Raw genomic sequence first — 25,644 nt, 5'->3', positions numbered from 1 at the left:
GATACGGTGGACGGGGTGAGACGCTCCGTGGCCGCCCTGGTCCTGGTCCTGGTCCCCGCGGCCGCCTGCTCCGGCAACGCCGGCAGTCCCGCCGGTCTCGGCGAGCAGCCCCCCACCCCGCAGCCCACGACGCTGACCGGTGAGCCGGCCCCGGCATCACCCCCGGGGTCTGCACGGTCACCGGAGTCGACGGGGTCGTCCGGGCCGGCCGGGTCCCCGGGGCAGTCGCCGCGGGAGGTGGGCCGGCCCCGCGTGGTCGCCACCGTGGCCCGCGGGCTGGCGGCGCCCTGGGGCATCACGTTCCTGCCCGACGGGACCGCGCTGGTGGGCGAGCGGGACACCACCCGGGTGCTGGCCCTGGCACCCGGCGGCCGGCCGCGGGAGGTGGGCCGGGTCGCGATCGCCACGCCGCAGGGCGAGGCCGGGCTGCTCGGCCTCGCGGCCTCCCCGGCCTTCGCCGAGGACCGGCTGGTCTACGCCTACGTCTCGACCGCGGCGGACAACCGGGTGGTCCGGATGCGGTACGCCGGCGGCCGGCTGGGGGCGCCCGACCCGATCCTGACCGGTATCCCGAACGGGTTCATCCACGACGGGGGCCGCCTGCTCTTCGCCGAGGACGGCACGCTGTTCGTCTCCACCGGCGAGACCGGCGAGCCCGACCTGGCCCAGGATCCCGACTCCCTGGCCGGCAAGATCCTGCACCTCACTCCCGACGGCGCACCGGCCCCCGACAACCCGGTCAAGGGCTCCCCGGTCTGGACGATGGGGCACCGCAACGTGCAGGGGCTCGCCTTCGACGACCGCGGACGGCTGTGGGCCAGCGAGTTCGGCGCCAACACCTGGGACGAGCTGAACCTGATCGACCGGGGCCGCAACTACGGCTGGCCGCTGGTGGAGGGCCGCGGCGACCGGGAGGGCTACCGGGACCCGTTCGTGCAGTGGCGCACCTCCGAGGCGTCACCGTCCGGGCTGGCCTTCCACGCCGGGTCGCTGTGGCTGGCCTCGCTGCGCGGGCAGCGGCTGTGGCAGGTGCCCGTCACCGACGCCGGCGTGGGCAGGCCCCGCGACTGGTTCGTCGGCGCCTACGGACGGCTGCGCACGGTGGTGGTCGCACCCGACGGCAACCTGTGGGTCACGACGTCGAACCGCGACGGCCGCGGGAACCCGGCCCCGCAGGACGACCGGATCCTCGAGGTCGCCGTCGAGTGAGGGTCAGTGCTTCTTGCCAGGCGGCAGGAACTCGGTCTTGGACGCCTCGGTCTTCGCGTGCTTGTCGGCACGCTTCTCCTTGAGGGACTTGCCTGCCTTCTTGGACAGGTGTTGCCGGGGGGACTTGTCGGCCATGGTCGCTCCTCATCGGAAGCCGGAACGGCTTCGCTGTCCCGACAGTACGCCCTCGGTGTCCCCCGCACCCGTCGACGGACGGGGCCGGTCCGGACCAGCTCCGGTGGACACACGCACCACCCGGACCCGGCGCCGGGCCCGGCGCAGCGTCGCCAGCACCGCCGGCCCGAGCAGCAGCAGCGCCACCGAGTTGGTGATCGCCCTCCCGGTGTCCCAGCCCCCGGTCGAGGTGAGCAGGGTGTAGATCAAGAACCGGTGCAGGTTCTCCGTGAGCGGGTCGCCCGGCACGAACGACAGGCCGCCCTCGTGGCCCGGCAGCGCGATCCCCATCGCGTAGGGCCAGCTCGACATGTTCATCAAGAGGCCGAAGCCGTAGGCGGCGACGACGCCGTACGCCACCAGCAGGGCGATCTCGGCGCGGCCACGCAGGCGCCCCGAGCGGCGGCCCGGCAGCAGCCCGGCGCCCAGACCCACCCAGGCCGCGGTGAGCATCTGGTACGGCAGCCACGGCCCCACTCCCCCGGTCAGCAGCGCGGAGGCGAACAGCGACGTGCAGCCGAGCACGAAGCCGAACCCGGGGCCGAAGACGCGGCCGGCCAGGATCAGCAGGAAGAACACCAGCTCCAGGCCGGCGACCCCCGCGCTCACCCCGCGCAGCACCGCGTTGACCGCGCTGAGCACCCCCAGCACCGCCAGCGCCCGGGAGTCCATGCCGCCCTCGGACAGCTCGGCGAGCACCACCACGATCACCACCGGCAGCAGCGCGAGGAACAGGAACGGCGGCTGCACCTGGGCACCGGTGGTCGGCACCCGGACCAGCAGCGGCCACAGGAACATCATCAGGCCGGCCAGCGTCGCGACGCCGAGGACCAGCCCGGACCGCGGCAGCAGCGGCACGACCCCGCCCTGGTGGCCGCGCCTCATCGCAGCGCTCCGCTGACCTGGGCGACGGTGAGCCACTCCGGCCCGAGGATCTTCGACACCTGGGGCGCGAACGCCGGGGTCTCCGCGACCACCGCGGCGGTGGGCCCGGAGGAGACCACCTCCCCCTCGGCGAGCACCACGACCCGGTCGGCCACCTCGGCCACGAACTCCACGTCGTGGGTCGCCACCAGCACCGCCCGGCCCTCGGCGGCGAGCGCCGCGAGGATCCGCGCCAGGGCCTCCTTGCCGGGGTAGTCCAGGCCCCGGGTCGGCTCGTCGAGCAGCACCAGCGGCGGCTCCGCGGTGAGCACGATCGCCAGCACCAGCGCCAGCCGCTGCCCCTCGGAGAGGTCGCGGGGGTGCCGGTCGTCGGGGACGCCGGGCACCAGCCGCTCCAGCAGCGTCCGGCAGCTCCCGGCGGGCCGGTCGGACTCGTGGTCGGCGGCGGCGCACTCCTCGGCGACCGTCTCGAGGTAGAGCAGGTCGGCGGCGGTCTGCGGCACCAGTCCGCTGAGGGTACGGCGGCTGCCGGGAGCCAGCTTCGCCGGATCCGAGCCGGCCACGCGGACCGACCCGCGGTCGCGTGCCTTGCTGCCCTGGATCGTCCAGAGCAGCGTCGACTTGCCGGAGCCGTTGCGCCCCATCACCGCGAGGATCTCGCCCGCGGCGACGCTCAGGTCGACGTCGCGGACCGCGGGCCGGCGGCCGTGGGAGACGCTCACCCCGCGGACCTCCAGGACGGGTCGGGCCGCGGACCCGACGCTCACCTGCGGGGGCGCCATCGTGGAGGTCCAGCCCCGGGCCCGGCGGCGGGCCTCGCGCACCGAGAGCGGCAGCGGGTCCCAGCCGGCCAGCCGGCCGAGCGCCACGATCGGCGGCACGACGGGAGCCTCCCGCAGCACCTCCGCCGGCGGACCGACCCGCAGCCCCCGGTGCTCGATCAGGCAGAGCCGGTCCGCGAACGGCACGACCCGCTCCAGCCGGTGCTCGGCGATCAGCACGGTGATCCCGACGTCGTGGGCCAGCCGGGTGAGCGTGGCGAGCACCTCCTCGGCGGCCGTGGAGTCCAGCGCCGAGGTCGGCTCGTCGAGCACGAGCAGCCGGGGGTGCATGGGCAGCACCGAGCCGATCGCGACCCGCTGCTGCTGGCCGCCGGAGAGCGTGGCCAGGTCGCGGTCGCGCAGCTCGGCCAGCCCGAGCAGGTCCAGGGTCTCCTCGACCCGGCGGCGCATGGTGGCCGCGTCGAGGCCGAGCTGCTCCATGCCGTAGGCCAGCTCCTCCTCCACCGTGTCGGTCACGAACCCGGCGGCCGGGTCCTGGCCGACGTACCCGACCAGGTGCGCGCGCTCGCGGGGCGGCAGCTCGACGACGCTGCGGCCGTCGACGAGGACGTCGCCGGTGAGGGTGCCGCCGGTGAACTGCGGCACCAGCCCGTTGAAGGTGCCCAGCAGCGTGGACTTGCCGACGCCGGTGCGCCCGGCGACCACGACGAACTCGCCGTCCTCCAGGACCAGGTCGACGTCGCGCAGCACCTGCTGGTCGTCGTAGCCGAAGCTGAGACCGCTCAGCTCGATCATCGACGGGCTCCTTCCCGCGGGAGTACGGCGTCCTGCGGCGGCGGGCTGGCGAACGCCGGGATCCCGGCCACCAGGATGCCTGCCAGCAGCGTCACGGTGACCGCCGGGGCCTCGTCGAGACCCGGGTGCATCAGCAACGGGTGGGACCGGCCGACCCAGACGAACACGGTCGCCGTGACCAGCCCGCACACCGCGACCGCGGTCTCGGCGACCCGCCACGGGTCCGGCCGGTAGCGGCTGCGCTCGACCCGCCGGCCGGCCGAGACGAAGCCGGCCAGGGCCAGGAGGCAGCCGGCCACCAGCATCGGCGCGGCGAGCAGCCGCGGCGCGGTCAGGTCCAGCACCGCGTAGATCCCGACGCAGATGCCCAGCAGCCCGACCACCATCAGCGTGCCGGTGGTGCGCCGCTGCCCGGCCGTCGCCGAGCCGGAGCGGCCGTAGCCGCGGGCGTCCATGCCGGCGGCGAGCCGCATGGACCGCTCGAGCGCGTCCTCGAGCACCGGCACCACCAGCCGGCGCAGACCGCCCCACCGGCTGGCCGGCTCACCACGCAGGGCGCGCGCCGCCCGGACCCGCTGGACGCTGTCGGCGAGCTGGGGCAGCACGGTGACCGCGACCACCAGCGCACTGCCGATCTCGTAGAGCGCGGCGGGCATCGACTTCAGCAGTCGCTTGGGGTTGGCCAGCGCGTTGGCGGCCCCCACCGCGATCACGATCCCGGCCAGCCGCAGCCCGTCGTACAGCCCGGCGAGGATGTCCTCGGTGGTGATCGGCCCGAGCAGCCGGATGCCCGCGGCCCAGTCGGGCAGGGGGATCTCCGGCAGCGCGACCAGCACGGTGCCGCCCTCGGAACCGCCGAGCAGCACCCGGAACACCACCCGGATCACCACGATGCCCAGCCCCAGCCAGAGGTAGAGCCGGAACGACCGCGCCCAGGGGTGGTCGCCGTGGCGCAACGCGACGACGAACGCGGCTGTGGCCATGACGAGCACCAGCAGCAACGGGTTCGTCGTCATCGACGCCGCCGTGCCCAGCCCGATGGCCCACACCCACCAGGCGAGTGGGTGCAGGTCACGGGCGACGCGGGCGCCGGTCATGGTCGGCTCACAGCGGAGGGCGTCCCCGTCTGCGTACGACGAGCGCGGTGGCCGTTCCGGCGAGGACGGCCCCGAGCAGCCCCAGCGGCGCCCACAGCGGGAGCCGGCCCTCCTCGACCGTCGCGGCCGCGGGCGCGGTCTGCGGCGTCTCGGCGGCAGCCGCGGGCGAGGTGACCGGGCCGGTCGGGGCGACGCCCGGCGAGGCCGCCGCTGTGGCGGTCCTCCCCGCCGCGTGGCGTCCCGACCTCCCGGACCGGCCCGGGTGGGCGCGTTTCGTCGTGCCGGCCCCGTCGGACGCAGCCGACGCGGGACTCCCGCCCTTGCTCGTGCCCGCCGCGGGCGCCGCCCTGGTCGAGACGGCGGCGGTCGGGCCGGTGGGAGCGGGCGCCGTACCGGTCCCGGCCGAGCCGGTCCCGCCCGTGGCGGTCCCGCCGCTGCCACCGGTCCCGCCGGCGCCCCCGGTCCCGCCCCCGCCGGCCGACGCGGTGGGCGCGCTGGTCGGGGACTTCGTCGGCGTCGGGGTGCCGGCCGTGGCCTGCGCCGGTGCGGCGCCCGGCGGGTTGGACCCGGTGTCGCCGTTCCAGGAGAAGGCGATCGACCCGCCGGAGGGGACCTTCAACGACCCGGCGCCCTGGCTGGAGTAGGTCCACGTGGCCGAGGTGCCGTCGGACCACCACAAGCCCCAGTAGGCGTTCGAAGGTGGCGTCTTCGCGCAGGGGTCGGCCGTCGGCTCCCCGGAGACCTGGCAGACGAAGCCCGGCTGGCTCCTCACATAGCTGAGCGTGAAGCCGGCGGCCGGAGCGACCTGGTCCGCGGTGCGGCCGGCGCCGTTCGGGTCGCAGCCCTTCTGGACGCCGCCGCCGAGCTCCTTGAAGTCGACCACCACGTTCACCCCGCCGCCGCTGCAGAAGCCGCCGGCGGCGCTCGCGGGAGCGACCACCGGCGCGGCCAGCAGGGTCGCCGCCACGGCGCCGAGCGTGACTGCGGCCCCGGCGAACCTGCGGACGCTGCTCATCGGCGCACGGTGAACGTGGCCGCGCCGTCGCGGTGGGGGAACTCGCCGAGCACCCGGACCGTCACCTCGCCGAGACGGCTGCCGACCCGGAACCGGGTGGTCAGCCGGCCGCGTCGGTCGGCCTCGGTGCGCCGGACCTGCTCGCCGCGGTAGCGGACCACCACGGACTCCCCGGGCGCGAGACCCGTCGCGGTCACGGTCTGGATCCCGCGACGCGGCACGGACCGCTGGGCGAGCTCGACGGAGAACCGGGCGCGGCCCAGGACCGATACGGTGGTCGAGGCGATCGTGCCGGCGCCGGTGCGCAGCGACACGGTGGTCTCCCGGGTGCCCCAGGGCATCCGGAGGTCGGCCGCGGCCCGGCCGGCGCTTCCGGCCGTGCGTGCCGTCGCCTTCGCGCCGCGGACGAAGCAGACCCGCGAGCCGGGGGCTGTCCCGGTCGCGACCAGCCGGGCGTCGCGGCCGGCCCGGACGTAGTCCCGCGGGCCCCGCAGGGCCGGGGCCGCGGCGGCAGGTGCCCAGCGCAGCGCGGGGAGCGCCTGGGTGCTCGCCCGGCGCCACTGGTCGCGGCTCTCCACCGGGATCGCACCGGTGCGACCCGCCGCGACGGAGGCGTCGTCGTAGCCGATGGCCCCGGTCTCGGCGGTGAGCCCGGAGGGGCACCGGCGCGGCTCGTCGGCCTGCCGGGCGCGCACCCACGCGGCGGCCCGGCGAGCCGCGGAGGTCTCCCCCGCCTCGCCGAAGACCCAGCCGGCCAGACCGGTGCTGTTGGTGTTCGCAGCCTCGGTGGCGGTGCCGCCACCGAGCGCACCGTTGCGCTGCTGGCGGCTGCGCAACCACGTCGTCGCCGCCCCGATCGCGTCGTCGACCCGGGTGGCGAGCGCCGGGTCGAGCCCCGGCAACGCGGCGATCCGGATCAGCTGCAGCGTGGCCAGCGACGTGGCGTCGGGGTCGGCCTGCCCCGCGGGGTCGTCGGCCCGGACCCCGGCGTTGCAGCTCTGCTCGGCCGCGGTCTCCGCGGCGAAGGTGAGCCGGAAGTAGCCGGCGAGGCACTGCTGCTGGAGCAGGAAGCCGGTCGCGTCGTCGGCCAGGGGCGAGCCCGCGGCGGTGAGCCCACGGGCGGCGAAGGCCTGCCCGATGGTGTTGCTGTAGTCGCCGTAGGCGCTGACGTCCTTGATCCGCCCGTTCAGCCGACCCCCGGTCAGCACGACCGACTCCATGCGGCTGACGAGGTCCTCCCCGCCGAACGTGCGGGGGTCGCGGTCCTGGCTGGTGGCCAGGGACAGTACCTTCGCGACCGCGCCGGCGTACACGTCGTCAGGAGCGTCGAAGTCGACGCCGGTCGTGTAGGAGTCCACGTGCGCCGCGAGCGCGTCGGTGATCGCAGTGACCGCGCCCTGGTGCCCGCCGGCCGCGTCGAGCGCGAAGCCGGCGTCGGCGGTGAGCCCGTAGTCGGCGAAGTCGTACTGGTCGTTGTGGAGCAGGCCGCTCGCGTCGAGCTGACCGGTCAGCCAGTCGGCCCCGACCAGCACGGGACGGGGGTCGGCGCCGTCGGGGACCAGGCTCGCGGCCGAGCCGGCAGAGGTGGCGGCCGGTGCGGAGACCGCAGCCGCCGGCGCGGCCAGGGCTGCCGGCGCGGGGCCGGCCAGCGCGAGGCCGGTGAGGGTGGCACTCGAGAGGGCCACCGCCGCCCGGCGACGTGCCCGACCGGTGCGCGCGATCGGGTGGCCGGTTTCCCGGGGGGATGAGGGCAGGACGTTCATGGTGCCTTTCCCGCTGCACGCAGACGGGAGGCAGGGACGCCACCCGCTGCTTTCCACGACAGCGTGTGTGTAAGGACGCGTCACAGCGGGTGTTCCGGCTTGTCGCCTGCTCCGGGGAGCAGGCGACCTACGGTTGCGGGTCAGCGCCGGATTCGGACCGGCTTCCCCCACCTGTGGGCGTGAGTTGGGTGGCCCAACCGGGCCGCGCCGAGGCTAACACGACACGGCCCTGTCAGCCGAGCTTCTCCAGGATCAGCTCACGGACCCGGCCGGCGTCGGCCTGGCCGCGCATCTCCTTCATCACCGCGCCGATCAGCGCCCCGGCCGCGGCGACCTTGCCGTCCCGGATCTTGTCGGCGACCTCGGGGTGCGCCGCGATCGCGGTGTCCACCGCCGCCGAGAGCGCCCCGTCGTCGGAGACCACCTCGAGGCCACGAGCGGTCACGACCTCGTCGGGGGTGCCCTCGCCGGCGAGGACGCCGTCGAAGACCTGCCGCGCCAGCTTGTCGTTGATCCGACCCTCGTCCACCAGAGCCTGCACCCGCGCGACGTCGGCCGGGGTGACGCCGAGCGCGTCGAGCTCGACGCCCTGCTCGTTGGCACGCCGGGCCATGTCGGAGAGCCACCACTTCCGGGCGCTCTGCGGGGAGGCCCCGGCGGCCACGGTCTGCTCCACCAGCAGCAGGGCTCCGGCACCGACGGTGTCGCGCATCTCCAGGTCGGAGAAGCCCCAGGCCTCCTGCAGCCGGGCCCGGTGCACGCGCGGCGGCTCGGGGAGCGCGCCGCGGAGCTCCTCCACCCACTCCGCCGCCGGTGCCACCGGCACCAGGTCGGGCTCCGGGAAGTAGCGGTAGTCCTCGGCGTCGGACTTCTCCCGGCCCGAGGTGGTCACCCCGGTGTCCTCGTGCCAGTGCCGGGTCTCCTGCACGATCGATCCGCCGGCGGACAGGATCGCCGCCTGCCGGCCGATCTCGTAGCGCACCGCGCGCTCCACCGAGCGCAGCGAGTTGACGTTCTTGGTCTCGGTGCGGGTGCCGAGGGTGCCGGCGCCGGCGGGGCTCAGCGACAGGTTCACGTCGCAGCGCAGCGAGCCCTGCTCCATCCGCACGTCGGAGACCCCGAGGCCGAGCAGCAGCTCGCGCAGGTGCGCGACGTACGCCTTGGCCACCAGCGGCGCCTTCTCGCGGGTGCCCATGATCGGCTTGGTGACGATCTCGATCAGCGGGATCCCGGCGCGGTTGTAGTCCACGAGCGAGTGGTCGGCGCCGTGGATGCGGCCGGTGGCGCCACCGACGTGCAGCGACTTGCCGGTGTCCTCCTCCATGTGCGCGCGCTCGATCTCGATGCGGTGCCGCTCGAGGCCGCCCTGGCCGTCGTCGATCTCCACCTCGGTCCAGCCGTCGAAGGCGATCGGCTCGTCGTACTGCGAGGTCTGGAAGTTCTTCGGCATGTCGGGGTAGAAGTAGTTCTTCCGCGCGAACCGGCACCACGGCGCGATCCGGCAGTTCAGCGCCAGGCCGATCCGGATCGCGGACTCGACGGCCTTCTCGTTGACCACCGGCATCGCCCCGGGCAGGCCGAGGCAGACCGGGCAGACCTGGGTGTTCGGCTCCGCGCCGAACTCGGTCGGGCAGCCGCAGAACATCTTGGTGGCGGTGTTCAGCTCGACGTGGACCTCCAGGCCCAGGGCCGGGTCGAAACGCTCGAGCGCCTCCTCGAAGGAGAGCACCTCGGGGCTGGTCGTCGTGCTCATGCCGTCACTCCCGTCAGGTCCGGGGCCTGGCCGAGCAGCGGCCCGCCCCAGCGGTCGGTCAGCAGCGCCTCCGCGGCGGCGCCGACCCGGTAGACCCGGTCGTCGGCCATCGCCGGCGCCAGGATCTGCAGCCCGGTCGGCAGGCCGTCCTCGGCGGCGAGCCCGCTGGGCACCGAGATGCCGGGCACGCCGGCGAGGTTGGCCGGGATCGTGGCCAGGTCGTTGAGGTACATCGCCAGCGGGTCGTCGAGCTTCTCGCCGAGCTTGAACGCCGTGGTCGGCGCGGTCGGCGAGACCAGCACGTCGGCCTGCTCGAACGCGGCGGCGAAGTCGCGGCTGATCAGGGTGCGCACCTTCTGGGCCTGGCCGTAGTAGGCGTCGTAGTAGCCGCTGGAGAGCGCATAGGTGCCGAGGATGATCCGGCGCTTCACCTCGTCGCCGAAGCCGGCGTGGCGGGTCGCCCGCATCACCTCCTCGGCGCTCGGGTCGTCGATCCCCTCGGGCAGCACCCGCAGCCCGTAGCGCATCGCGTCGAACTTCGCGAGGTTCGAGGAGGCCTCGGCCGGCAGAATCAGGTAGTACGCCGCCAGCGCGTGCACGAAGCTCGGGCAGGAGACCTCGACGACCTCGGCGCCGGCCTCGACGAGCAGCTGGACCGCCTCGTCGAAGCGTGCCTGGACGCCGGACTGGTAGCCCTCGCCGGTCAGCTCCTTGACGACGCCGATCCGGACGCCGGACATGTCGCCGCCAGCCCCCTGGCGCGCGGCCTCGACCAGTGCCGGGACCGGCTGGTCGATGGAGGTCGAGTCGCGCGGGTCGTGGCCGCCGATCAGCTCGTGCAGCAGCGCCGCGTCCAGCACGGTCCGGGTGACCGGGCCCGCCTGGTCCAGGGAGTTCGCCAGCGCCACGAGGCCGTAGCGGGACACCCCGCCGTACGTCGGCTTGACGCCGACCGTCCCGGTGACCGCTCCGGGCTGCCGGATGGAGCCGCCGGTGTCGGTGCCGATCGCGAGCGGGGCCTCGAAGGCGGCGACCGCGGCGGCCGACCCGCCGCCGGAGCCGCCGGGGATCCGGTCCAGGTCCCACGGGTTGTGGGTGGGCCCGTAGGCGGAGTGCTCGGTGGAGGAGCCCATCGCGAACTCGTCCATGTTGGTCTTGCCGAGGATCGGCAGGCCGGCCGCGCGGAGCCGGGCGACCACGGTGGCGTCGTACGGCGGCACCCAGCCCTCGAGGATCCGAGACCCGCAGGTGGTCGGGAGGCCCTGGGTGGTGAGCACGTCCTTGACCGCGATCGGCACCCCGTCCAGGGCGGAGGCGGTCGCGCCGGAGGCGCGGCGATCGTCAGCGGCGCGGGCCTGCGCGAGCGCGCCCTCGGCGTCGACGTGCAGGAACGCGTGGACGGCGCCGTCCACCTCGGCGATCCGGTCCAGGTGGGCCTGGGTCAGCTCGACCGAGGAGGTCTCCCCCGCTGCGAGCGCGTCGGCCAGCTCGGCCGCGGTGCGGCGGATCAGGTCGCTCATCAGGCCTCCTCGCCCAGGATCCGGGGCACGCTGAAGCGCTGACCCTCGACCTCGGGCGCACCGGCGAGCGCCTGCTCGGCGGTCAGCCCGGGGACCACCACGTCGGCGCGGAACACGTTGGTGAGCGGCAGCGCGTGGGAGGTCGGCGGGACGTCCTCGGCGGCCACGTCGCTGATCGCTGCGACGGAGTCGAGGATCACCGCCAGTTGGGGCGCGAGGTGGTCCAGCTCGGCGTCGGACAGTTCGATCCGCGCGAGGTCGGCGAGGTGTGCCACCTCCGCACGGGTGATCTCAGGCATGCGGCTGCTCCCAGGACGGTGTCGGAACCACCCATCCTAGGGTGCCGCGGGAGCCCGGCCGGGTCGCGGGTCGCCGCGTGGGCCGCAGTCACCGGGGCTGCGTCCCGGGTCCGTCACAGCACGGTCGCTCACACCGGGGTCGGCGGCCGCCACGGCTTGAGCCAGTCGGTCTCCGGCCAGCCCTCGCGACCGGCGACCAGCTCGTACATCGTCGCGCCGTCGACGGCCTCGCGGATGATGTCGGCGTGGCCGGCGTGCCGGGCCAGCTCCTCGACCAGGTGCAGCGCCACCCAGCGGACCGACCAGTGCTCGACGTCGCGGGGGAACCAGGGGGCGTCGTGCGGGACCGGCACCGGCGTGTCCGGGTCCGCCTCGTGCAGCGCCCGCAGGGTCAGCCCGGCCTGCCGGTCGAAGCGGGCGAGGACGTCGTCGAGCGTCTCGTCCTCGCGCATCACGAAGTCGTCGGCGTACTCCGCCATCCGTTCCGCGGCCGGCCGCCCGTCGGCCGGCGGCGGCTCCGGGGCGTGCTCGATCCGCTCCACCCAGCCCCGGCTGCTGCGGGTGACGTGCTTGATCAAGGCGCCGACCGACAGCGTGCTGGGGGTCGGGGTGGCCCGGGCCTGCTCGTCGGTCAGCCCGAAGGAGACCGCCCGGAAGGCGTCGAGCTGCTGGGCGACGTAGCTCACGAGTCCGTCGCGCTCGGTGGTGAAGGGCGGGGCGAGTGCCGGCATGGCAGGAGTCCTCTCGGGTGGGGATGCTCAGAAGCGGTGGGCGTAGAGGTCGCGCAGCAGCGCCACCTCGGCGCCGTGGTGGATCACCTCGCGGTTGATGTGCAGCACGAGCTCGCTGATCGGGTGCTCCGCCCACGGTCCCTCGGCAGGACCGCAGGGCCGCCCGAGCCCGTCCTCGCCGAGGGCCCGGACCCCGGCGGTCCAGGCGGCGTAGGCGGTGTCGAGCTGGCCGAGCGCGACCGCCGCCGTGCCGGCGTACTCCCAGTGCTCGTAGTCGCACGGCGGGCCGCCGAAGTGTGCGGCGACCCGGGCTCCGAGCACGCCGACGACGAGGTGGGCCAACCTCCAGGCGATCGTGGTGACCGGGGCGGGGACCGGCGCCGGGTGGGTGAAGTCGATGGCGTGCGCGCCGGTGCCGACCTGCAGCCCGGCGGTTCCGGCACCGCGCGGGCGCACGCTCCAGGCGCCGGGCACCGGCTCCCAGAGGTACTCCTCGTCGTTCAGGCCGGCGAGGCGGGGCCGCAGCTGGTGCTGCCAGTGGAAGTCGAGCTGCTCGACCAGCTGCGCGTTGAGCCCGGCGCGGGTGTGGGTCGTCATGGCCACGATGCTTCCAGCACAACAGGACAGTTCCTGTCCTCTGCGTCTGGGACACTGCGGGCATGGCGCAGACCACGACCGGGCGGGTGCTCCAGCTCCTCGGGCTGCTGCAGTCCCGGCCGGTGTGGACCGGACCGGAGCTCGCCGAGCACCTCGGCGTCACCGTGCGCAGCGTGCGCCGCGACGTGGACCGGCTCCGCGACCTCGGCTACCCGGTCCAGGCCAGCAAGGGGGTCGGCGGCGGCTACCGGCTCGGCGCCGGCCGGGCGCTGCCGCCGCTGCTGCTCGACGCCGAGGAGGCGGTGGCGGTCGCGGTCTGCCTGCGGCTGGCGGCCGGCGGCACGGTGGCCGGGGTCGGCGAGGCGGCGCTGCGGACGATGACCAAGCTCGACCAGGTGCTGCCCGGCCGGCTCCGGGCCCAGGTGGCCGCGCTGCAGGAGGCCACCGTCACCCTGGAGTCCAGCACCACCGCGGTGGACCCGGAGGTGCTGCTCACCCTGGCGCGGGCCAGCCGCGACCACCGGCGCGTCGAGCTCACCTACCTCGCCCACGGCGGCGAGGAGTCGCAGCGCCGACTCGAGCCGTATCAGATGGTGGCGACGGGCCGCCGGTGGTACCTGCTCGCGTGGGACCTCGACCGGGAGGACTGGCGGTCCTTCCGGCTGGACCGGATGAGCGCGGTGCGAGCCACCACCTGGGGCTTCCGGCCCCGGGAGGCTCCCGACGCCCGCGCGTACGTCGCCCACTCGATCACCCGGTCGCCCTACCGGCACGTGGCGCGGGTGCGGTTCGAGGCCCCCGCCGCCGTGGTGTCCGACCGGGTCCCGGCCACCGCGGGCACCGTCGAACCGGACGGCGCGGACGCCTGCGTGCTCACCACGGGCGCCGACCACCTCGAGCACCTGTGCGTCTACCTCGCCCAGGTCGGTGCGCCCTTCACGGTGCTCGACCCGCCGGAGCTGCAGGAGGTCGTGCGTCGGCTCGCCGACACCCTCACCCGCGCCGCGAACGCCGTCCCGTCGGACCGCCGCTAGGGTGCACGGCGATGCACCCCTCTCAGCTCGATGCCGGCGCGGCCGGCACCTGGATGCTCGGCCACCGGGCCGTGAACCGGATGGGCTTCGGGTCCATGCGCGTCACGGCCGGCCAGGACCGTGAGCGGGCGATCCGGGTGATCCGGCAGGCCGTGGAGCTCGGCGTCGACCACATCGACACGGCGGCGTTCTACTTTTCCCCCGGCGGGATCCTCGCCGTCGGCAGCGGTCCGACGAGGCACGCGACCGAGCTGATCCGTGAGGCCCTCCCGGCCGGTTCGGACGACGTCGTCATCAGCACGAAGGTCGGGCCAGGCTTCGACTCCGCGGGCCGCTTCTTCATGGCCACGACGGCCACGCAGCTGCGCCGGCAGGTCGAGGAGAACCTCCGCCGGCTCGGCCGGGACTGCCTCGACGTGGTCAACCTGCGGATCCTCCGGAAACCCGGCGAGGACTCGATCGCCGATCGGTTCGGCGCGCTCGCCGAGATGCGCGACGCGGGCCTGATCCGGCACCTCGGCCTGTCGAACGTGCGGGTCGACCACATCGACGAGGCCCAGGCCATCGCACCGGTGGTGTGCGTCCAGAACGCCTATGCCGTGGACCTGCGGCGCGACGACGACGTGCTCGAGGTGTGCGCCCAGCGGGGCATCGCCTTCGTGCCTTTCTTCGCGCTCGCCGGGACCCGGCGGGAGGCCGGAGCGACCACCGAGCACAGCCGGGCGGTCCAGACCGTGGCAGCGGCCCACGGGGTGTCGCCGCACCAGGTCCGTCTCGCCTGGACGCTGCACCGGGGCGCCCACGTGCTGGCGATCCCGGGCACGGGTGACCCTGCTCACCTGCGCGAGAACGTGGCGACCGCGGCGCTCCGGCTGAGCGAGCAGGACCTCCTCGCCCTCGCCTGAGCCGGACCCCGCCGGGCGGCACCGCTCCGGCTCGGCAACCACCCGTCGGTGTCATTGACCCCTCTGCCGGTGCGGCGTTGAGTCGGTGGGTGCGGGGGAACTCAGGCCCTATCCGCAGGGAGACCCATGACTTCCACACTGGCCAGTCCGGGCCCCGAGCTCAGCGCCTCGTTCCACGGCGAGACGATCCGCCCCGGGGACCCCACCTACGACGCCGCTCGGGCGATCTACAACGGCAGCATCGACCACCGGCCTGCCCTGGTGGTCCGACCACACGGCGCCGCCGACGTCATCGACGCGGTGGCCTACGCCCGCGCCTCGGGACTGCCGGTCTCGGTGCGCTGCGGCGGCCACGGCGTCGCCGGCACCGCGGTCGTCGACGGCGGTGTCCTCATCGACCTCGCCGCACTGAAGGGGATGCACGTCGACCCCGACCGGGGCACGGCGGTCGCCCAGGGCGGCATGCTCTGGGGCGAGTACGACCGGGAGGCCGAGCTGTTCGGCATGGCCACCCCGGGCGGGCGGGTCACCACCACCGGAGTGGGCGGGTTCACCCTCGGCGGCGGCTACGGCTGGCTCTCCCCGGTGTTCGGGCTCACCTGCGACAACCTGGTCGCCGCCGACCTGGTCACCGCCGACGGCCGGTTCCTGCACGTCAGCGACGACGAGCACCCGGACCTGATGTGGGCGCTGCGCGGTGCCGGAGCGAACTTCGGCGTGGTGACCGCCTACGAGCTGCGCCTGCACAGGATCCCGGCGGCACTGACGGCCGGGATGATCGTCGTGCCCAACGACGAGCACGCGAACGAGGTGGTCCGCGGCTACCGCGAGATCGTCGAGCAGGCCGACGAGCGCCTGGTCACCGCGTTGGTGGCGGTGCTCGCGCCGCCGGAGCCGTTCGTGCCGCCCGAGCTCGTCGGCACCCCGGTGCTGGCGGTGGTCGCCGCCTGGGTCGGTGACCCCGCGGAGGGCGAGGACGCCGTACGCCCGCTGCGCGAGCTGCTCGCCGGCGGCGTGGACCTGGTCCAGCCGATGCCCTACACCGCCTTCCAGGCGATGATCGACGGGTTCGCCCCGCGCGGCTGGTTGAACTACCACCGCGGGCAGCACCTGGCGAGCCTGCCGGACCAGGTCCTCGACGACTACCTCGAGGTCGGTCGGAGCATCGGCTCGCCGATGACGCAGGGCGTGATCTTCCGCAACGCCGGTGCCGTCAGCCGGGTCCCCGAGGAGGCCACGGCCGCCGGCAACCGGAGCGCGCCGTACATGGCGCACCCGATCGCCTGCTGGGCGACTCCCGAGGAGACCGAGCGGGAGATGGCGTGGGTACGTCGTTTCAGCGCGGCGGTGGAACCCGCGGCCACCGGCGGGACCTACCTCAACTTCGAGCCCGGCACCGGCGCCGCGGACCTCCGGGCCGGCTTCGGCGAGGAGAAGCTGCGCCGGCTGGTCGCGCTGAAGGACGAGTGGGACCCGGACAACCTGTTCCGCTCCAACCACAACGTCCCGCCGACCGGCTGGCAGCCGCCCACGGTCCCGACGCAGCGCAGCCGGTAGCTACTCGCCGACCTGGGCCTTCTCGCGGGCGGCCTCGGGGCCGTCCGCGAGCAGCACCCGGAAACCGTCCTCGTCGAGGATCGGGACCTTGAGCGACACCGCCTTGTCGTACTTCGATCCGGGCGAGTCGCCGACCACCACGAAGTCGGTCTTCTTCGACACCGACGAGGCGGCCTTGCCGCCGCGCGCCAGGATCGCCTCCTTGGCCTGGTCGCGGCTGTAGTCGGGCAGCGACCCGGTGACCACGATGCTCAGCCCCTCCAGCGTCCGCGGCCTCGACTCGTCGACCTCGTCGTGCATCCGGACGCCGGCGGCCCGCCACTTGTCCACGATCGCGACGTGCCAGTCGACCTCGAACCACGCCTGGATCGACTCCGCGATCACCCCGCCGACGCCCTCGGCCGCGGCGAGCTCCTCCACGGTGGCCGCCCGGATCGCGTCCAGCGACCCGAAGTGCTCGGCGAGCGCCCGGGCCGCGGTCGGGCCGACGTGCCGGATCGACAGCGCGACCAGCACCCGCCACAGCGGCTGGTCCTTGGCCGCGTCGAGGTTGGCCACCAGCCGCTCGCCGTTGGCCGAGAGCACGCGCCCCTCGCGGACCGCCTCCTCGCCGTCGGTCTTCTTGGCGGCGCGGGTGTAGAGCGGCACCCGGGCGATGTCGGCGGCGGTCAGGTCGAACAGGTCGCCCTCGTCGGTGACCACCCCCGCCTCGAGCAGCGCGATCGATCCCTCCCAGCCGAGGGCCTCGATGTCGAAGGCGCTCCGGCTGGCCAGCGCGAACAGCCGCTCGCGCAGCTGCGCCGGGCAGGAGCGCGCGTTGGGGCAGCGGATGTCCTTGTCGCCCTCCTTCTCCGGACGCAGCTCGGTGCCGCAGGCGGGGCAGCGGGTCGGCATCTCGAAGGCCCGCTCGGTGCCGTCGCGCAGGTCGACGACCGGCCCGACGATCTCCGGGATCACGTCACCGGCCTTGCGGAGCACCACCGTGTCGCCGATCAGCACGCCCTTGCGCGTGACCTCGAACGGGTTGTGCAGGGTGGCCATCTCGACCGTCGACCCGGACACCTTGACCGGCTCCATCACGCCGTACGGCGTCACCCGGCCGGTGCGGCCCACGTTGACCCGGATGTCGAGCAGCTTGGTGTTGACCTCCTCGGGTGGGTACTTGAAGGCGATCGCCCACCGGGGCGCGCGGGAGGTCGACCCGAGCCGGCGCTGCAGCGCGACCTGGTCGACCTTGACCACCACGCCGTCAATCTCGTGCTCCACCGAGTGCCGGTGCTCGCCGTAGTGGTCGATGAACTCCTGCACCCCGGCCAGGTCCGCGACGACCCGGACCCGGTCGCTGACCGGCAGGCCCCACGCGGCCAGCGCGGCGTAGGCCTCGGACTGCCGCACGGCGTCGAACCCCTGGTGGGCGCCGACGCCGTGGCAGACCAGCGCCAGCGGACGCGTGGCGGTCACCCGCGGGTCCTTCTGCCGCAGCGAGCCGGCGGCGGCGTTGCGGGGGTTCGCGAACGGCGGCCGGCCCTGCTCGACCATGGACTCGTTGAGGGTGGTGAACGCCGCCACCGGGAGGAACACCTCGCCGCGGACCTCCACCAGCGCGGGCACCGGGTGCTCCTCGGTGCCGGTCAGCCGGTCCGGGATGTTGTCGATGGCGCGGACGTTGGGCGTCACGTCCTCGCCGGTGCGGCCGTCGCCGCGGGTGGCGCCGCGGACCAACCGACCGTCCTCGTAGAGCAGGTTGAGCGCCAGCCCGTCCACCTTGAGCTCGCAGAGGTACTCCGCGTCGGTGATGCCCTCGCGCTCGATCCGCGCCGCCCAGGTGGCGAGCTCCTCGGGCGAGAACGCGTTGTCCAGGCTGAGCATCCGCTCCAGGTGGTCGACCGGGGCGAAGTCGGTGGAGACCGCGCCGCCGACCTTCTGCGTCGGCGAGTCGGGGGTCCGCAGCTCGGGGAACTGCTCCTCGAGCTCCTCCAGCCGCCGCATCCGGGCGTCGAAGTCGGCGTCGGAGAGCGTCGGCGCATCGAGGACGTAGTAGCGCCAGCGCGCCTCCTCGACCTCCTCGGCGAGCTGCTGGTGCTCCTCGTGGGCCGCGGGCGTCGCGGCGGCGACCTCGGCTCCGGCGCTCTCGGGGATCTCGCTCATGGCGCTATCTTGCCGCCCCGCACCGACATCCAACCGCACCCATCCCCTCGGCCCGCCGCGACGAACGGCGCACGTCACCGGCTCACCACCCACCCGAGAGGATCGAGGCATGACCGAGCACTCCCCCGGCCCGTCCCTCACCCGCCGCGACCTCACCGAGCCCCGGGGTCTGGTGCTGATGCTGCACGGCGGCCGCGCGGACGGGCTGACGCCGGTCGACGACCGCAGCGCCTCGTGGCGGCGGTCGCGCTGGATGATGGAGCACATCGGCGGCCGGGTCACCCGGGGCGGCGCCGCGCTCTGGCTGCTGCGCTACTCGGTGCGCGGCTGGAACGCCCGCGGCGCCGCCGGTCCCTCCCCGGTGCCCGACGCCCGCTGGGCCCTCGAGGAGGCACGCCGGGCCTACGGCGACCTGCCGGTCGTCCTGCTCGGCCACTCGATGGGCGCACGGACCGCCGTCGCGGTGGCCGACGATCCGAGCGTGACCGGCGTGGTCGCGCTCGCGCCGTGGCTGCCGGCCGACGAGCCGAACGCAGCGCTGGACGGCAGGCACCTCGCGGCCGCGCACGGCCGGTCCGACAAGATCACCTCGGCCCGGCAGACGCAGGAGTTCGTCCGCCGCGCCGAGCAGGTCGCCGCCTCCGCGACCTTCACCGACATGGGCCGGGTGGGCCACTACATGTTCCGCGACATCCCGGCCTGGAACGCGTTCGCGGTCCAGCGCTCGCTGACCCAGCTCGACGCGGCCACCGGTCGCCGGTTCACCCCGTAGCGCGAACCGGCGACCCGCGGCTCAGTAGCCGTACCCGCCGCCGCCCCCGCCGCTGGTCTGGGTGACCTTGGAGCCGTCCGGGCGGACGACGTACCAGATGCCGTCCAGCCCCTGGCCCTTCACGTCACCGGGGGCGGAGTCCTGCGCGAAGCGGTAGAGCGGCCAGCCGTCGTAGGTGGCCTGGGGTGTGCCGTCGCTGCGCCGGATCGTGCCGAGCAGCTTCTTCTCGACCCCGGTCCCGGCGGTCGGCGTCCCCGTCAGCGCGGGCCACAACGCCAGGCAGCCCGCCTCGCAGTTGCTCTTCTTGCCGCGCACGTCGGGGCTGTAGGTGTAGAGGGTCATCCCGCGGCCGTCGACCACGATGCTGCCGAAGCTGCTGTCGGCGGCCCCGACCTTCGCGGCACTCGTCCGGGTCGCGGCCCCGGTGCCAGACTGGGTGGTGGACGAGCTCGACGGGCCGCTGCCCGCGCCGTAGCCGCCGCCGCAGGCCGCCAGCAGCTGGGTGCCCGCGAGCAGCAGCCCGCCGACAGCGGCGATCCTGGTCGGTCTCATGGTTCCTCCGAGGGGGGTGGGACGGGATGCGCACCTCGCGGCGCCGCACCCGGCCGGACCTTCCGGCGCGGGTGGTACGGCCCCGCGCCGGCAAGGGATTGCGCTCCGGCGCAATCCGTTCCGGGCGCGCCGACGTACACCCCGACATGAGCGCTCCGTCCCTCGCCGCACGGGCCGACGACGCCGCCCTGCTGGCCGGGCTGGCCAGTGGCGTCGAGGCCGCCGAGGTGGCCTTCGTCCGGCGCTTCCAGGCGCAGGTCTACGGGCTGGCCATCGCGATCACCCGGGAGCGCGGCCTGGCCGAGGACGTCAGCCAGGAGACGTTCCTGCGCGCCTGGCGGGCCGCCGCGGCGTACGACATCCGCAAGGGCTCGGTGCTCACCTGGCTGCTCTCCATCACCCACAACCTCGCCGTCGACGCGGTGCGTTCGCGACGGCCGGTGGCGGTGGACGACGAGGTGCTCGAGGCATTGCTGGTCGGCACCCTCGGCGAAAGCTCGGAGGAGGCCCTGGTGAACCGGCTGGAGTCGGCCCGGGTGACCGCGCGGCTGCGGACCCTGCCACCGGAGCAGGCCCGTGCGGTGGTGCTCGCGGTGATCGGCGGCTGCACCGCCGCCGAGGTCAGCGCCCGGGAGGAGATCCCGCTCGGCACCGCGAAGACGCGGATCCGGACCGGGCTGAAGAGGCTGCGCGCCGCGCTGGCGCCGGAGGAGGGGGTCCACCATGGCTGAGCTTCCGCGGTCCCACCCGACCGACGCCCTGGTCGCGCTGGCGCTGGATGAGCTCGGCCCCGGGGAGCGGGACGCGATGGTCCGGCACCTGTCGGACTGCCCCCGCTGCCGCGGCGAGTACGACGCGCTCGCGGCCACCGTGGAGGAGACCTTCGCCGCCGCGCCGGCGGTCGACCCGCCGCCGGGGTTCGAGGCCCGGGTGCTCGGCGCCCTCGCCGACCAGCGCCGCACCGGGCGCCCCGAGCCGGCGGTGGTGACGGCGGCGCCGGCCGGCTCCGAACCGGGGGTGCGGCACGCGGTGCGACGGGGCCCCCGACGCGGGCAGAGCCCGGTGCGCCGCCGCTGGGTGGCGGCCGCAGCAGGGTTGGCGGCGGGCCTGGCCATCGGGCTGGTGGGGGCGCAGAGCCTGTCCGGACCGCAGCCGCCGGCGGTCACCCTCTCGGCGCACGCCGGGACGCTGCGCACCTCCGCGGGCACCGCCGTCGGGACGGTGGTCTCCGGGGTCGACGCCCGCGGCCCCGTGCTGGTCGTCTCGGTGCGCGGGGCGCAGCCGGGCATGAGCTACACCTGCCGGCTGCGGCTGCGGGACGGCCGCACCGTCGAGGCCGGCTACTGGACGGTGCGCGGCCGCACCGGGACCTGGGTGGTGCGCGCCCCGGCCTCGCGGGTCGCCGAGGTGGTCATGGTCTCCGGCGCGGGCACCGGACCGGTCTGGTCCCGCACCACCCTCTGAACCCGCGCGGCCGCAGCCGATCGGGCCGAGCCGGTCGGCGCGGACCGATCGGCGCGGACCGATCGGCGGGAACCGGTCGGCGGGAACCGATCGCCCGGGACCGGAATATCCGGTGGCACCGCGCGGTTCGCCTCCCGTATCGTCTCGATGGAACGAAACCGTTTCGTTCCATCCCGACCTGCGAGGAGGTGGCGGCATGGTTCCCCTGGACGGCGTACGTCCCCGGGTCGAGGGCGCCCGCGAGGCCGAGATCCTCGACGCCACCCTGGACCTGCTCATCGAGGCCGGCTTCGACCGGCTCACCATGGACGCCGTGGCCGCCCGGGCCCACGCCGGCAAGGCCACGTTGTACCGCCGCTGGTCCTCCAAGTCGTCACTGGTGGTGGACGCGCTGCTGCGCTCCAAGCGCGCCCACGACCTCGCCGACGTCGACACCGGCAGCCTGCGGGGCGACCTGCTGACGACGTACTGCGGGGCCGGAGGGCTCGCCGACAAGGACAACGCGATCGTACTGGCCTCGGTGATGACCGCGCTGCACACCGATCCCGAGTTCGCGCAGGAGTTCCGGAGCCGGTTCCTCGCCCCCAAGCTCGAGATCAATCGTCACATCTACGCCCGCGCCCAGGCGCGCGGCGAGCTGCTGCCCGGCATCGACGTGGAGCTGATCTCCGCGGCGCTCGCCGGGATCCTGCTGCACCGGGTCTTCCTGCTCGGCTTCCCGGTCGATCCGACCGTCATCGAGACCGTCGTCGACCAGATCATCCTCCCGGCCGCCACCGGCCGGCCGTACTCCGCTCACCCCGAAGGAACGTCATGACCACAGGAACCACCCCGGTCTCCGCACAGGAGACCGGCCACGGCCACCGCCATCTCGGGTGGGCGCTGGTGCTGATCTCGGTGGCGCAGCTGATGGTGGTGCTCGACAGCACCATCGCCAACATCGCGCTGCCCTACATCCAGGAGGACCTGGGGATCTCCAACGCCAACCTGGCCTGGATCGTCACCGGCTACGCCCTGGTCTTCGGCGGCTTCCTGCTGCTCGGTGGCCGGCTCGGTGACCTCTACGGCCGTCGCCGGGTGTTCATGCTCGGCGTCACGGTGTTCGCGGTCGCCTCGCTGCTCGGCGGCCTCGCGAGCAACGAGGGGCTGCTGCTCGGGGCCCGGGCCCTGCAGGGCCTCGGCGCGGCGATCGCCTCCCCCACCGCGCTGGCGCTGATCACCACGACCTTCCCGGCCGGCCCGGCGCGCAACCGCGCGTTCGCCGTCTACGCCGCGATGTCCGGCGCCGGTGCCGCGGTGGGGCTCATCCTCGGCGGCTGGCTGACCGGCCTGAACTTCTCGATGCTCGGCGCCGACGTCTCCGGGTGGCGGCTCACCTTCCTGATCAACGTGCCGATCGGCATCGCGGCCGCGCTGGCCGCCCCCGGGTCCTCGCCGAGAGCGAGAAGCACCCCGGCGAGCTGGACCTGCCGGGCGCCCTGTCCGGCACCCTCGGCCTGATCGGCATCGTCTACGGCCTCACCCGCGCCGGCCAGCCGCAGCACGGCTGGCAGGACGTCTGGACGATCGTCTCGCTGGCCGCCGGCGTGGCGCTGCTGATCGGCTTCGTGCTGATCGAGCGGGTCGTCGAGCACCCGCTGATGCCGTTCCGGATCCTCGCCAACCGCACCCGGGCCACCAGCTTCGTGGTGATGATGCTGGTGCCGGCCGCGATGTTCGCGATGTTCTACTTCCTCAGCCTGTTCGTGCAGAACGTGCTGGGCTACAGCCCGCTGAAGACCGGCTTCGCGTTCCTGCCGTTCAGCTTCGGCATCGTGCTGGCCGCGACGATCTCCTCCAAGCTGATCAGCCGGGTCGACCCGCGCTGGCTGGCCGGGATCGGCACCGCGCTCGCCGGCTCGGCGCTGTTCGGCTTCTCCCGGCTGCCTTACACCGAGGCGCCCGGCAACCTGGGCGTGCACGCCGACTACCTCACCGACCTGCTGCCGTTCATCGTGATGATGTCGCTGGGCATGGGGCTGACGTTCGTTCCGCTCACCCTCACCGCCGTGCACGGTGTCGGCGACCGCGACTCGGGCATCGGCTCGGGCGTGCTGAACACCATGCAGCAGATCGGCGGCGCTCTCGGCCTGGCGACGCTGTCCACGGTCGCGGTGCACTTCTCGACCGAGAAGGCGCAGTCGCTCGGAGCCGCGCTCCAGGCGGCCGGGTCGGGCAACGGTCCCGCTCCGTCGGCCGCCGAGATGGACCGGGTCCGCGGGCTCGTGGAGCAGGTCGCGTTCACCGAGGGTGCCACCCACGCGTTCCTCACCGGCGCCGGCATGATCTGGCTGGGCACCCTGATCGCGGTGCTGTTCCTCAACGTCAAGCACGAGGAGCTGGCCTCCGACGGCGCCGACCCGGTGCACCTGGCCGCCTGACCCCCGGCGCTCCCCGGGCGCGTCCCCGGGCGCGGATTACCACGGGATGTCGGATGTTTGATGCTCCCCATGGGCCACGGCCCGTGGGGAGCATCAATGTTCCGAGGGAAGCAGTGGTACGGCGGCGCGCCCGCCGCTCCGGATGCCCCGACGCGCTCCGTGGCGCATCAGCCGGGCTGCGCCTCGCTCGGGGTGGCTGCGATGTCGTCGAGGAACCGGAGCGCCCGCTCGACGAGCAGGGCGGTCGCCGCCGGGTCGTACGACGGCAGCGAGGAGTCGGTGAACAGGTGCTCCTTGCCCGGGTAGAGAAACAGCTCCGCCACGTCGGTCGAAGCGACGAGCTCCCGGGCCGCGTCCAGATCGCCGCCCTCCTCGGTGAAGAACGGGTCGGCGTCCATGCCGTGCACCTGGACCGGGACGTCGTCGGGCCACCGCTCGCCGAACTCAGCGACAGGCATGCACGCATGGAAGAGCAGCGCGCCCCGGGTGCCCGCACGGGTCTGGGCCAGCTTCTGGGCAGGCATCACCCCCATCGAGAAGCCGGCGTAGACCACGCCGTGGGTCGGCAGGGCTTCGGCTGCGGCCACGCCGCGTTCGAGAACGGCCTCGAAGCCCGCCGCACGGGCGAACGCCATGCCGTCCTCGATCGTGGCGAACGTGTGACCCTCGAACAGGTCCGGCGTGTGCACGGTGTGCCCCGCCCGTCGCAGCTCGTCAGCGAAGGCCACCACTCCCGCGGTGAGCCCCTGGACGTGGTGGTAGAGAACAACCTCGGCCATCGACACTCATCCCCTCAACGATTGAACCAATAGTTTGGAACGTTCTGTGAGAGTAGTCTGTTCGCGCCATGACCAGCAAGACCCCTCCTGACTACGAGCTCGCGGACCGGATCGCGCTGACGACGCCCGCGCAGGTCCGCGCGATCAGCAACCCCCTGCGCACCACGATCCTGAGCCTGCTCCACGAACGGGCCGCCACCGTGACCGAGCTGGCCACCGCGGTGGGTCGGCCGAAGAGCACGATCGCTCACCACGTCAAGGTGCTGACCGCGGCGGGTCTGGTGTGCGTCGTACGCACACGCCGGGTCCGCGCGATCGAGGAGCGCTTCTACGGTCGCACCGCCCGCATGTTCTACGTCGCCGTCGAGCAGAGCGCCGACGAGCCGGCGCTGCCAGGAGACTTCAACGACTTCGAGGTCGCGGCCCGGGAGTCGGCAACCGCCTACCAGGACCGACGGCTGTGGGGCTTCATCCGGCATGCCCGCCTCTCGGAGGACCGGGCCGGCGAGTTCTGGGAGCGCATCGCGGCCCTCGTCAGCGAGTTCGACCAGCTCCCCAGATCCGGGGAGACCGTCTACGGCTTCGCCGTCGGCATCTACCCCACCGACCATCCCGCCCTGCCGGAGAGCCGAGGCTGACCAGGCCGCGTCGGACCGGACCCCACCAACGCCTGCCTCGACCTGCTCGCCGAACGCCGGCCGGAGCCTGACACCGGCCGCGATGACTTCCCCTGCGGTGCGCAGCCTCCGGGCGTCGTGCCCCTCGGCTCGGCCCCGAGACCGTTGCCGGACGCATAGAGTGCCAGGGTGGCTGTGCCCGTACTGCGCACCGAGCGCTTGGTCCTGCGGGGCTGGGGCGAAAAGGACCGCGCGCCGTTCGCCGCGCTCAACGCCGACCCCGAGGTCATGGAGCACTTTCCCGCGCCGCTCACCCGCGCCGAGTCGGACGCGTGGGTGGATCGGATCGAGCGGCACTTCGACCGGCATGGCTTCGGCTGGTGGGCGCTCGAGGCCGAGGAGGGGTTCATCGGCTTCACCGGACTCGCCGTGCCGCGGTTCCACGCCGGCTGGATGGATGGGCGGGAGCAGCCGGTGGTCGAGGTGGGATGGCGGCTGCGCCGCTCCGCCTGGGGACGCGGTTACGCCACCGAAGCGGCACGGGAGTGCCTGCGTCATGCCTTCGAGGATCTCGGGCGTGAGGAGGTGGTCTCTTTCACCGTGGTCGGCAACACCCGCTCGCGCGCCGTGATGGAGCGCCTCGGGATGCGGCCGCTCGCGCTCTACGACCATCCCGTCGAAGGGCGTGCCGCGTTGCCGTCGGTCTGCTACCTGCTGACGCGACGGGACCGAGGGACGCAGGCATGACGTCCGCGTCGCCGGGGCGACCAGCGGTG

General features: G+C 74.2%; 26 protein-coding genes and 1 riboswitch. Of the genes, 12 read left to right on the top strand and 14 right to left on the bottom strand.

Annotated elements, in window-relative coordinates; all coding sequences use genetic code 11:
• The first annotated feature begins 15 nt into the window (after positions 1–15).
• Entirely contained in the window at positions 16–1,209 is a 1,194-nt protein-coding gene (locus H9L09_RS16255) for a PQQ-dependent sugar dehydrogenase (RefSeq protein WP_246456073.1), read from the top strand.
• A 3-nt stretch (positions 1,210–1,212) separates the two neighbouring features.
• On the opposite strand, the gene H9L09_RS22520 is transcribed toward H9L09_RS16255, so the two are convergent.
• From H9L09_RS22520 to H9L09_RS16205, 11 genes are all read right to left on the bottom strand, one after another.
• The gene (locus H9L09_RS22520; protein ID WP_281390769.1) at positions 1,213–1,344 is read right to left on the bottom strand and encodes a hypothetical protein; all 132 of its coding nucleotides are present in this window, start codon (positions 1,342–1,344) and stop codon (positions 1,213–1,215) included.
• A gap of 9 nt (positions 1,345–1,353) precedes the next feature.
• Complete coding sequence (locus H9L09_RS16250) at positions 1,354–2,268, bottom strand: ECF transporter S component (RefSeq protein WP_187577891.1); 915 nt, start codon at positions 2,266–2,268, stop codon at positions 1,354–1,356.
• Positions 2,265–3,845, bottom strand: a complete 1,581-nt coding sequence (locus H9L09_RS16245) for an ABC transporter ATP-binding protein (RefSeq protein ID WP_187577890.1) — start codon at positions 3,843–3,845, stop codon at positions 2,265–2,267. Before H9L09_RS16245 ends, H9L09_RS16250 begins: the two co-directional genes overlap by 4 nt.
• Positions 3,842–4,942, bottom strand: a complete 1,101-nt coding sequence (locus H9L09_RS16240; protein ID WP_187577889.1) for an energy-coupling factor transporter transmembrane component T — start codon at positions 4,940–4,942, stop codon at positions 3,842–3,844. Before H9L09_RS16240 ends, H9L09_RS16245 begins: the two co-directional genes overlap by 4 nt.
• A gap of 7 nt (positions 4,943–4,949) precedes the next feature.
• Positions 4,950–5,957, bottom strand: coding sequence for a hypothetical protein (locus tag H9L09_RS16235; protein WP_187577888.1), 1,008 nt, complete (start codon positions 5,955–5,957; stop codon positions 4,950–4,952).
• A complete protein-coding gene (locus H9L09_RS16230) occupies positions 5,954–7,642 on the bottom strand; it encodes a hypothetical protein (protein ID WP_187577887.1) in 1,689 nt (562 codons plus the stop codon). Before H9L09_RS16230 ends, H9L09_RS16235 begins: the two co-directional genes overlap by 4 nt.
• Before the next feature lie 145 nt (positions 7,643–7,787).
• A riboswitch (cobalamin riboswitch) is annotated at positions 7,788–7,937 on the bottom strand.
• Positions 7,938–7,952: 15 nt separating this feature from the next.
• The gene (gene gatB / locus H9L09_RS16225) at positions 7,953–9,473 is read right to left on the bottom strand and encodes an Asp-tRNA(Asn)/Glu-tRNA(Gln) amidotransferase subunit GatB (protein WP_187577886.1); all 1,521 of its coding nucleotides are present in this window, start codon (positions 9,471–9,473) and stop codon (positions 7,953–7,955) included.
• Positions 9,470–10,993 carry an Asp-tRNA(Asn)/Glu-tRNA(Gln) amidotransferase subunit GatA gene (gatA, locus tag H9L09_RS16220; protein ID WP_187577885.1) on the bottom strand — a complete coding sequence of 508 codons (1,524 nt, stop codon included), beginning with the start codon at positions 10,991–10,993 and terminating at the stop codon, positions 9,470–9,472. Before gatA ends, gatB begins: the two co-directional genes overlap by 4 nt.
• Positions 10,993–11,292 (bottom strand): Asp-tRNA(Asn)/Glu-tRNA(Gln) amidotransferase subunit GatC, encoded by a 300-nt coding sequence (gene gatC, locus H9L09_RS16215; protein WP_187577884.1) that lies wholly within the window; start codon positions 11,290–11,292, stop codon positions 10,993–10,995. The genes gatA and gatC overlap by 1 nt, the downstream gene beginning before the upstream one ends.
• A 128-nt stretch (positions 11,293–11,420) precedes the next feature.
• The gene (locus tag H9L09_RS16210; RefSeq protein WP_187577883.1) at positions 11,421–12,023 is read right to left on the bottom strand and encodes a DinB family protein; all 603 of its coding nucleotides are present in this window, start codon (positions 12,021–12,023) and stop codon (positions 11,421–11,423) included.
• 27 nt (positions 12,024–12,050) lie between these two features.
• Positions 12,051–12,620: a DinB family protein gene (locus tag H9L09_RS16205; protein ID WP_187577882.1), complete on the bottom strand. Its 570-nt coding sequence runs from the start codon at positions 12,618–12,620 to the stop codon at positions 12,051–12,053.
• 62 nt (positions 12,621–12,682) lie between these two features.
• On the opposite strand from H9L09_RS16205, the gene H9L09_RS16200 reads away from it, so the two are divergent.
• From H9L09_RS16200 to H9L09_RS16190, 3 genes are all read left to right on the top strand, one after another.
• A complete protein-coding gene (locus H9L09_RS16200) occupies positions 12,683–13,654 on the top strand; it encodes a helix-turn-helix transcriptional regulator (protein WP_187577881.1) in 972 nt (323 codons plus the stop codon).
• An 11-nt stretch (positions 13,655–13,665) separates the two neighbouring features.
• Complete coding sequence (locus H9L09_RS16195) at positions 13,666–14,559, top strand: aldo/keto reductase (protein ID WP_187577880.1); 894 nt, start codon at positions 13,666–13,668, stop codon at positions 14,557–14,559.
• A gap of 126 nt (positions 14,560–14,685) precedes the next feature.
• Positions 14,686–16,116 carry an FAD-binding oxidoreductase gene (locus H9L09_RS16190; protein ID WP_187577879.1) on the top strand — a complete coding sequence of 477 codons (1,431 nt, stop codon included), beginning with the start codon at positions 14,686–14,688 and terminating at the stop codon, positions 16,114–16,116.
• On the opposite strand, the gene ligA is transcribed toward H9L09_RS16190, so the two are convergent.
• Entirely contained in the window at positions 16,117–18,264 is a 2,148-nt protein-coding gene (gene ligA / locus H9L09_RS16185) for an NAD-dependent DNA ligase LigA (RefSeq protein ID WP_187577878.1), read from the bottom strand.
• A 109-nt stretch (positions 18,265–18,373) separates the two neighbouring features.
• On the opposite strand from ligA, the gene H9L09_RS16180 reads away from it, so the two are divergent.
• Positions 18,374–19,036, top strand: a complete 663-nt coding sequence (locus tag H9L09_RS16180) for an alpha/beta hydrolase (RefSeq protein WP_187577877.1) — start codon at positions 18,374–18,376, stop codon at positions 19,034–19,036.
• Between the two features lie 21 nt (positions 19,037–19,057).
• On the opposite strand, the gene H9L09_RS16175 is transcribed toward H9L09_RS16180, so the two are convergent.
• Positions 19,058–19,588: a COG4315 family predicted lipoprotein gene (locus H9L09_RS16175; protein ID WP_187577876.1), complete on the bottom strand. Its 531-nt coding sequence runs from the start codon at positions 19,586–19,588 to the stop codon at positions 19,058–19,060.
• A gap of 146 nt (positions 19,589–19,734) precedes the next feature.
• Between H9L09_RS16175 and H9L09_RS16170 the strand changes: the two genes are divergently transcribed.
• From H9L09_RS16170 to H9L09_RS22250, 5 genes are all read left to right on the top strand, one after another.
• Entirely contained in the window at positions 19,735–20,319 is a 585-nt protein-coding gene (locus tag H9L09_RS16170) for an RNA polymerase sigma factor (protein ID WP_187577875.1), read from the top strand.
• The gene (locus H9L09_RS16165; RefSeq protein ID WP_187577874.1) at positions 20,312–21,052 is read left to right on the top strand and encodes an anti-sigma factor family protein; all 741 of its coding nucleotides are present in this window, start codon (positions 20,312–20,314) and stop codon (positions 21,050–21,052) included. Before H9L09_RS16170 ends, H9L09_RS16165 begins: the two co-directional genes overlap by 8 nt.
• A gap of 196 nt (positions 21,053–21,248) precedes the next feature.
• Positions 21,249–21,869: a TetR/AcrR family transcriptional regulator gene (locus H9L09_RS16160; protein WP_187577873.1), complete on the top strand. Its 621-nt coding sequence runs from the start codon at positions 21,249–21,251 to the stop codon at positions 21,867–21,869.
• Positions 21,866–22,552 (top strand): MFS transporter, encoded by a 687-nt coding sequence (locus H9L09_RS22255; protein WP_246456072.1) that lies wholly within the window; start codon positions 21,866–21,868, stop codon positions 22,550–22,552. Before H9L09_RS16160 ends, H9L09_RS22255 begins: the two co-directional genes overlap by 4 nt.
• Before the next feature lie 140 nt (positions 22,553–22,692).
• Positions 22,693–23,472, top strand: coding sequence for an MFS transporter (locus tag H9L09_RS22250; protein ID WP_425491733.1), 780 nt, complete (start codon positions 22,693–22,695; stop codon positions 23,470–23,472).
• 167 nt (positions 23,473–23,639) lie between these two features.
• Here the strand turns inward: H9L09_RS22250 and H9L09_RS16150 are convergent, their stop codons facing one another.
• Positions 23,640–24,251, bottom strand: a complete 612-nt coding sequence (locus H9L09_RS16150) for a dienelactone hydrolase family protein (protein ID WP_187577872.1) — start codon at positions 24,249–24,251, stop codon at positions 23,640–23,642.
• Positions 24,252–24,319: 68 nt separating this feature from the next.
• Between H9L09_RS16150 and H9L09_RS16145 the strand changes: the two genes are divergently transcribed.
• Both H9L09_RS16145 and H9L09_RS16140 read left to right on the top strand, forming a co-directional pair.
• A complete protein-coding gene (locus tag H9L09_RS16145) occupies positions 24,320–24,889 on the top strand; it encodes an ArsR/SmtB family transcription factor (RefSeq protein WP_187577871.1) in 570 nt (189 codons plus the stop codon).
• A 168-nt stretch (positions 24,890–25,057) separates the two neighbouring features.
• A complete protein-coding gene (locus tag H9L09_RS16140; protein ID WP_246456071.1) occupies positions 25,058–25,615 on the top strand; it encodes a GNAT family N-acetyltransferase in 558 nt (185 codons plus the stop codon).
• The last annotated feature ends 29 nt before the right edge of the window (positions 25,616–25,644 follow it).

This window comes from Nocardioides mesophilus (assembly GCF_014395785.1).
GTDB lineage: Bacteria > Actinomycetota > Actinomycetes > Propionibacteriales > Nocardioidaceae > Nocardioides_B > Nocardioides_B mesophilus.
The sequence above is the reverse complement of the archived record's forward strand: the minus strand, read 5'-3'. Positions and strand labels throughout refer to the sequence as shown.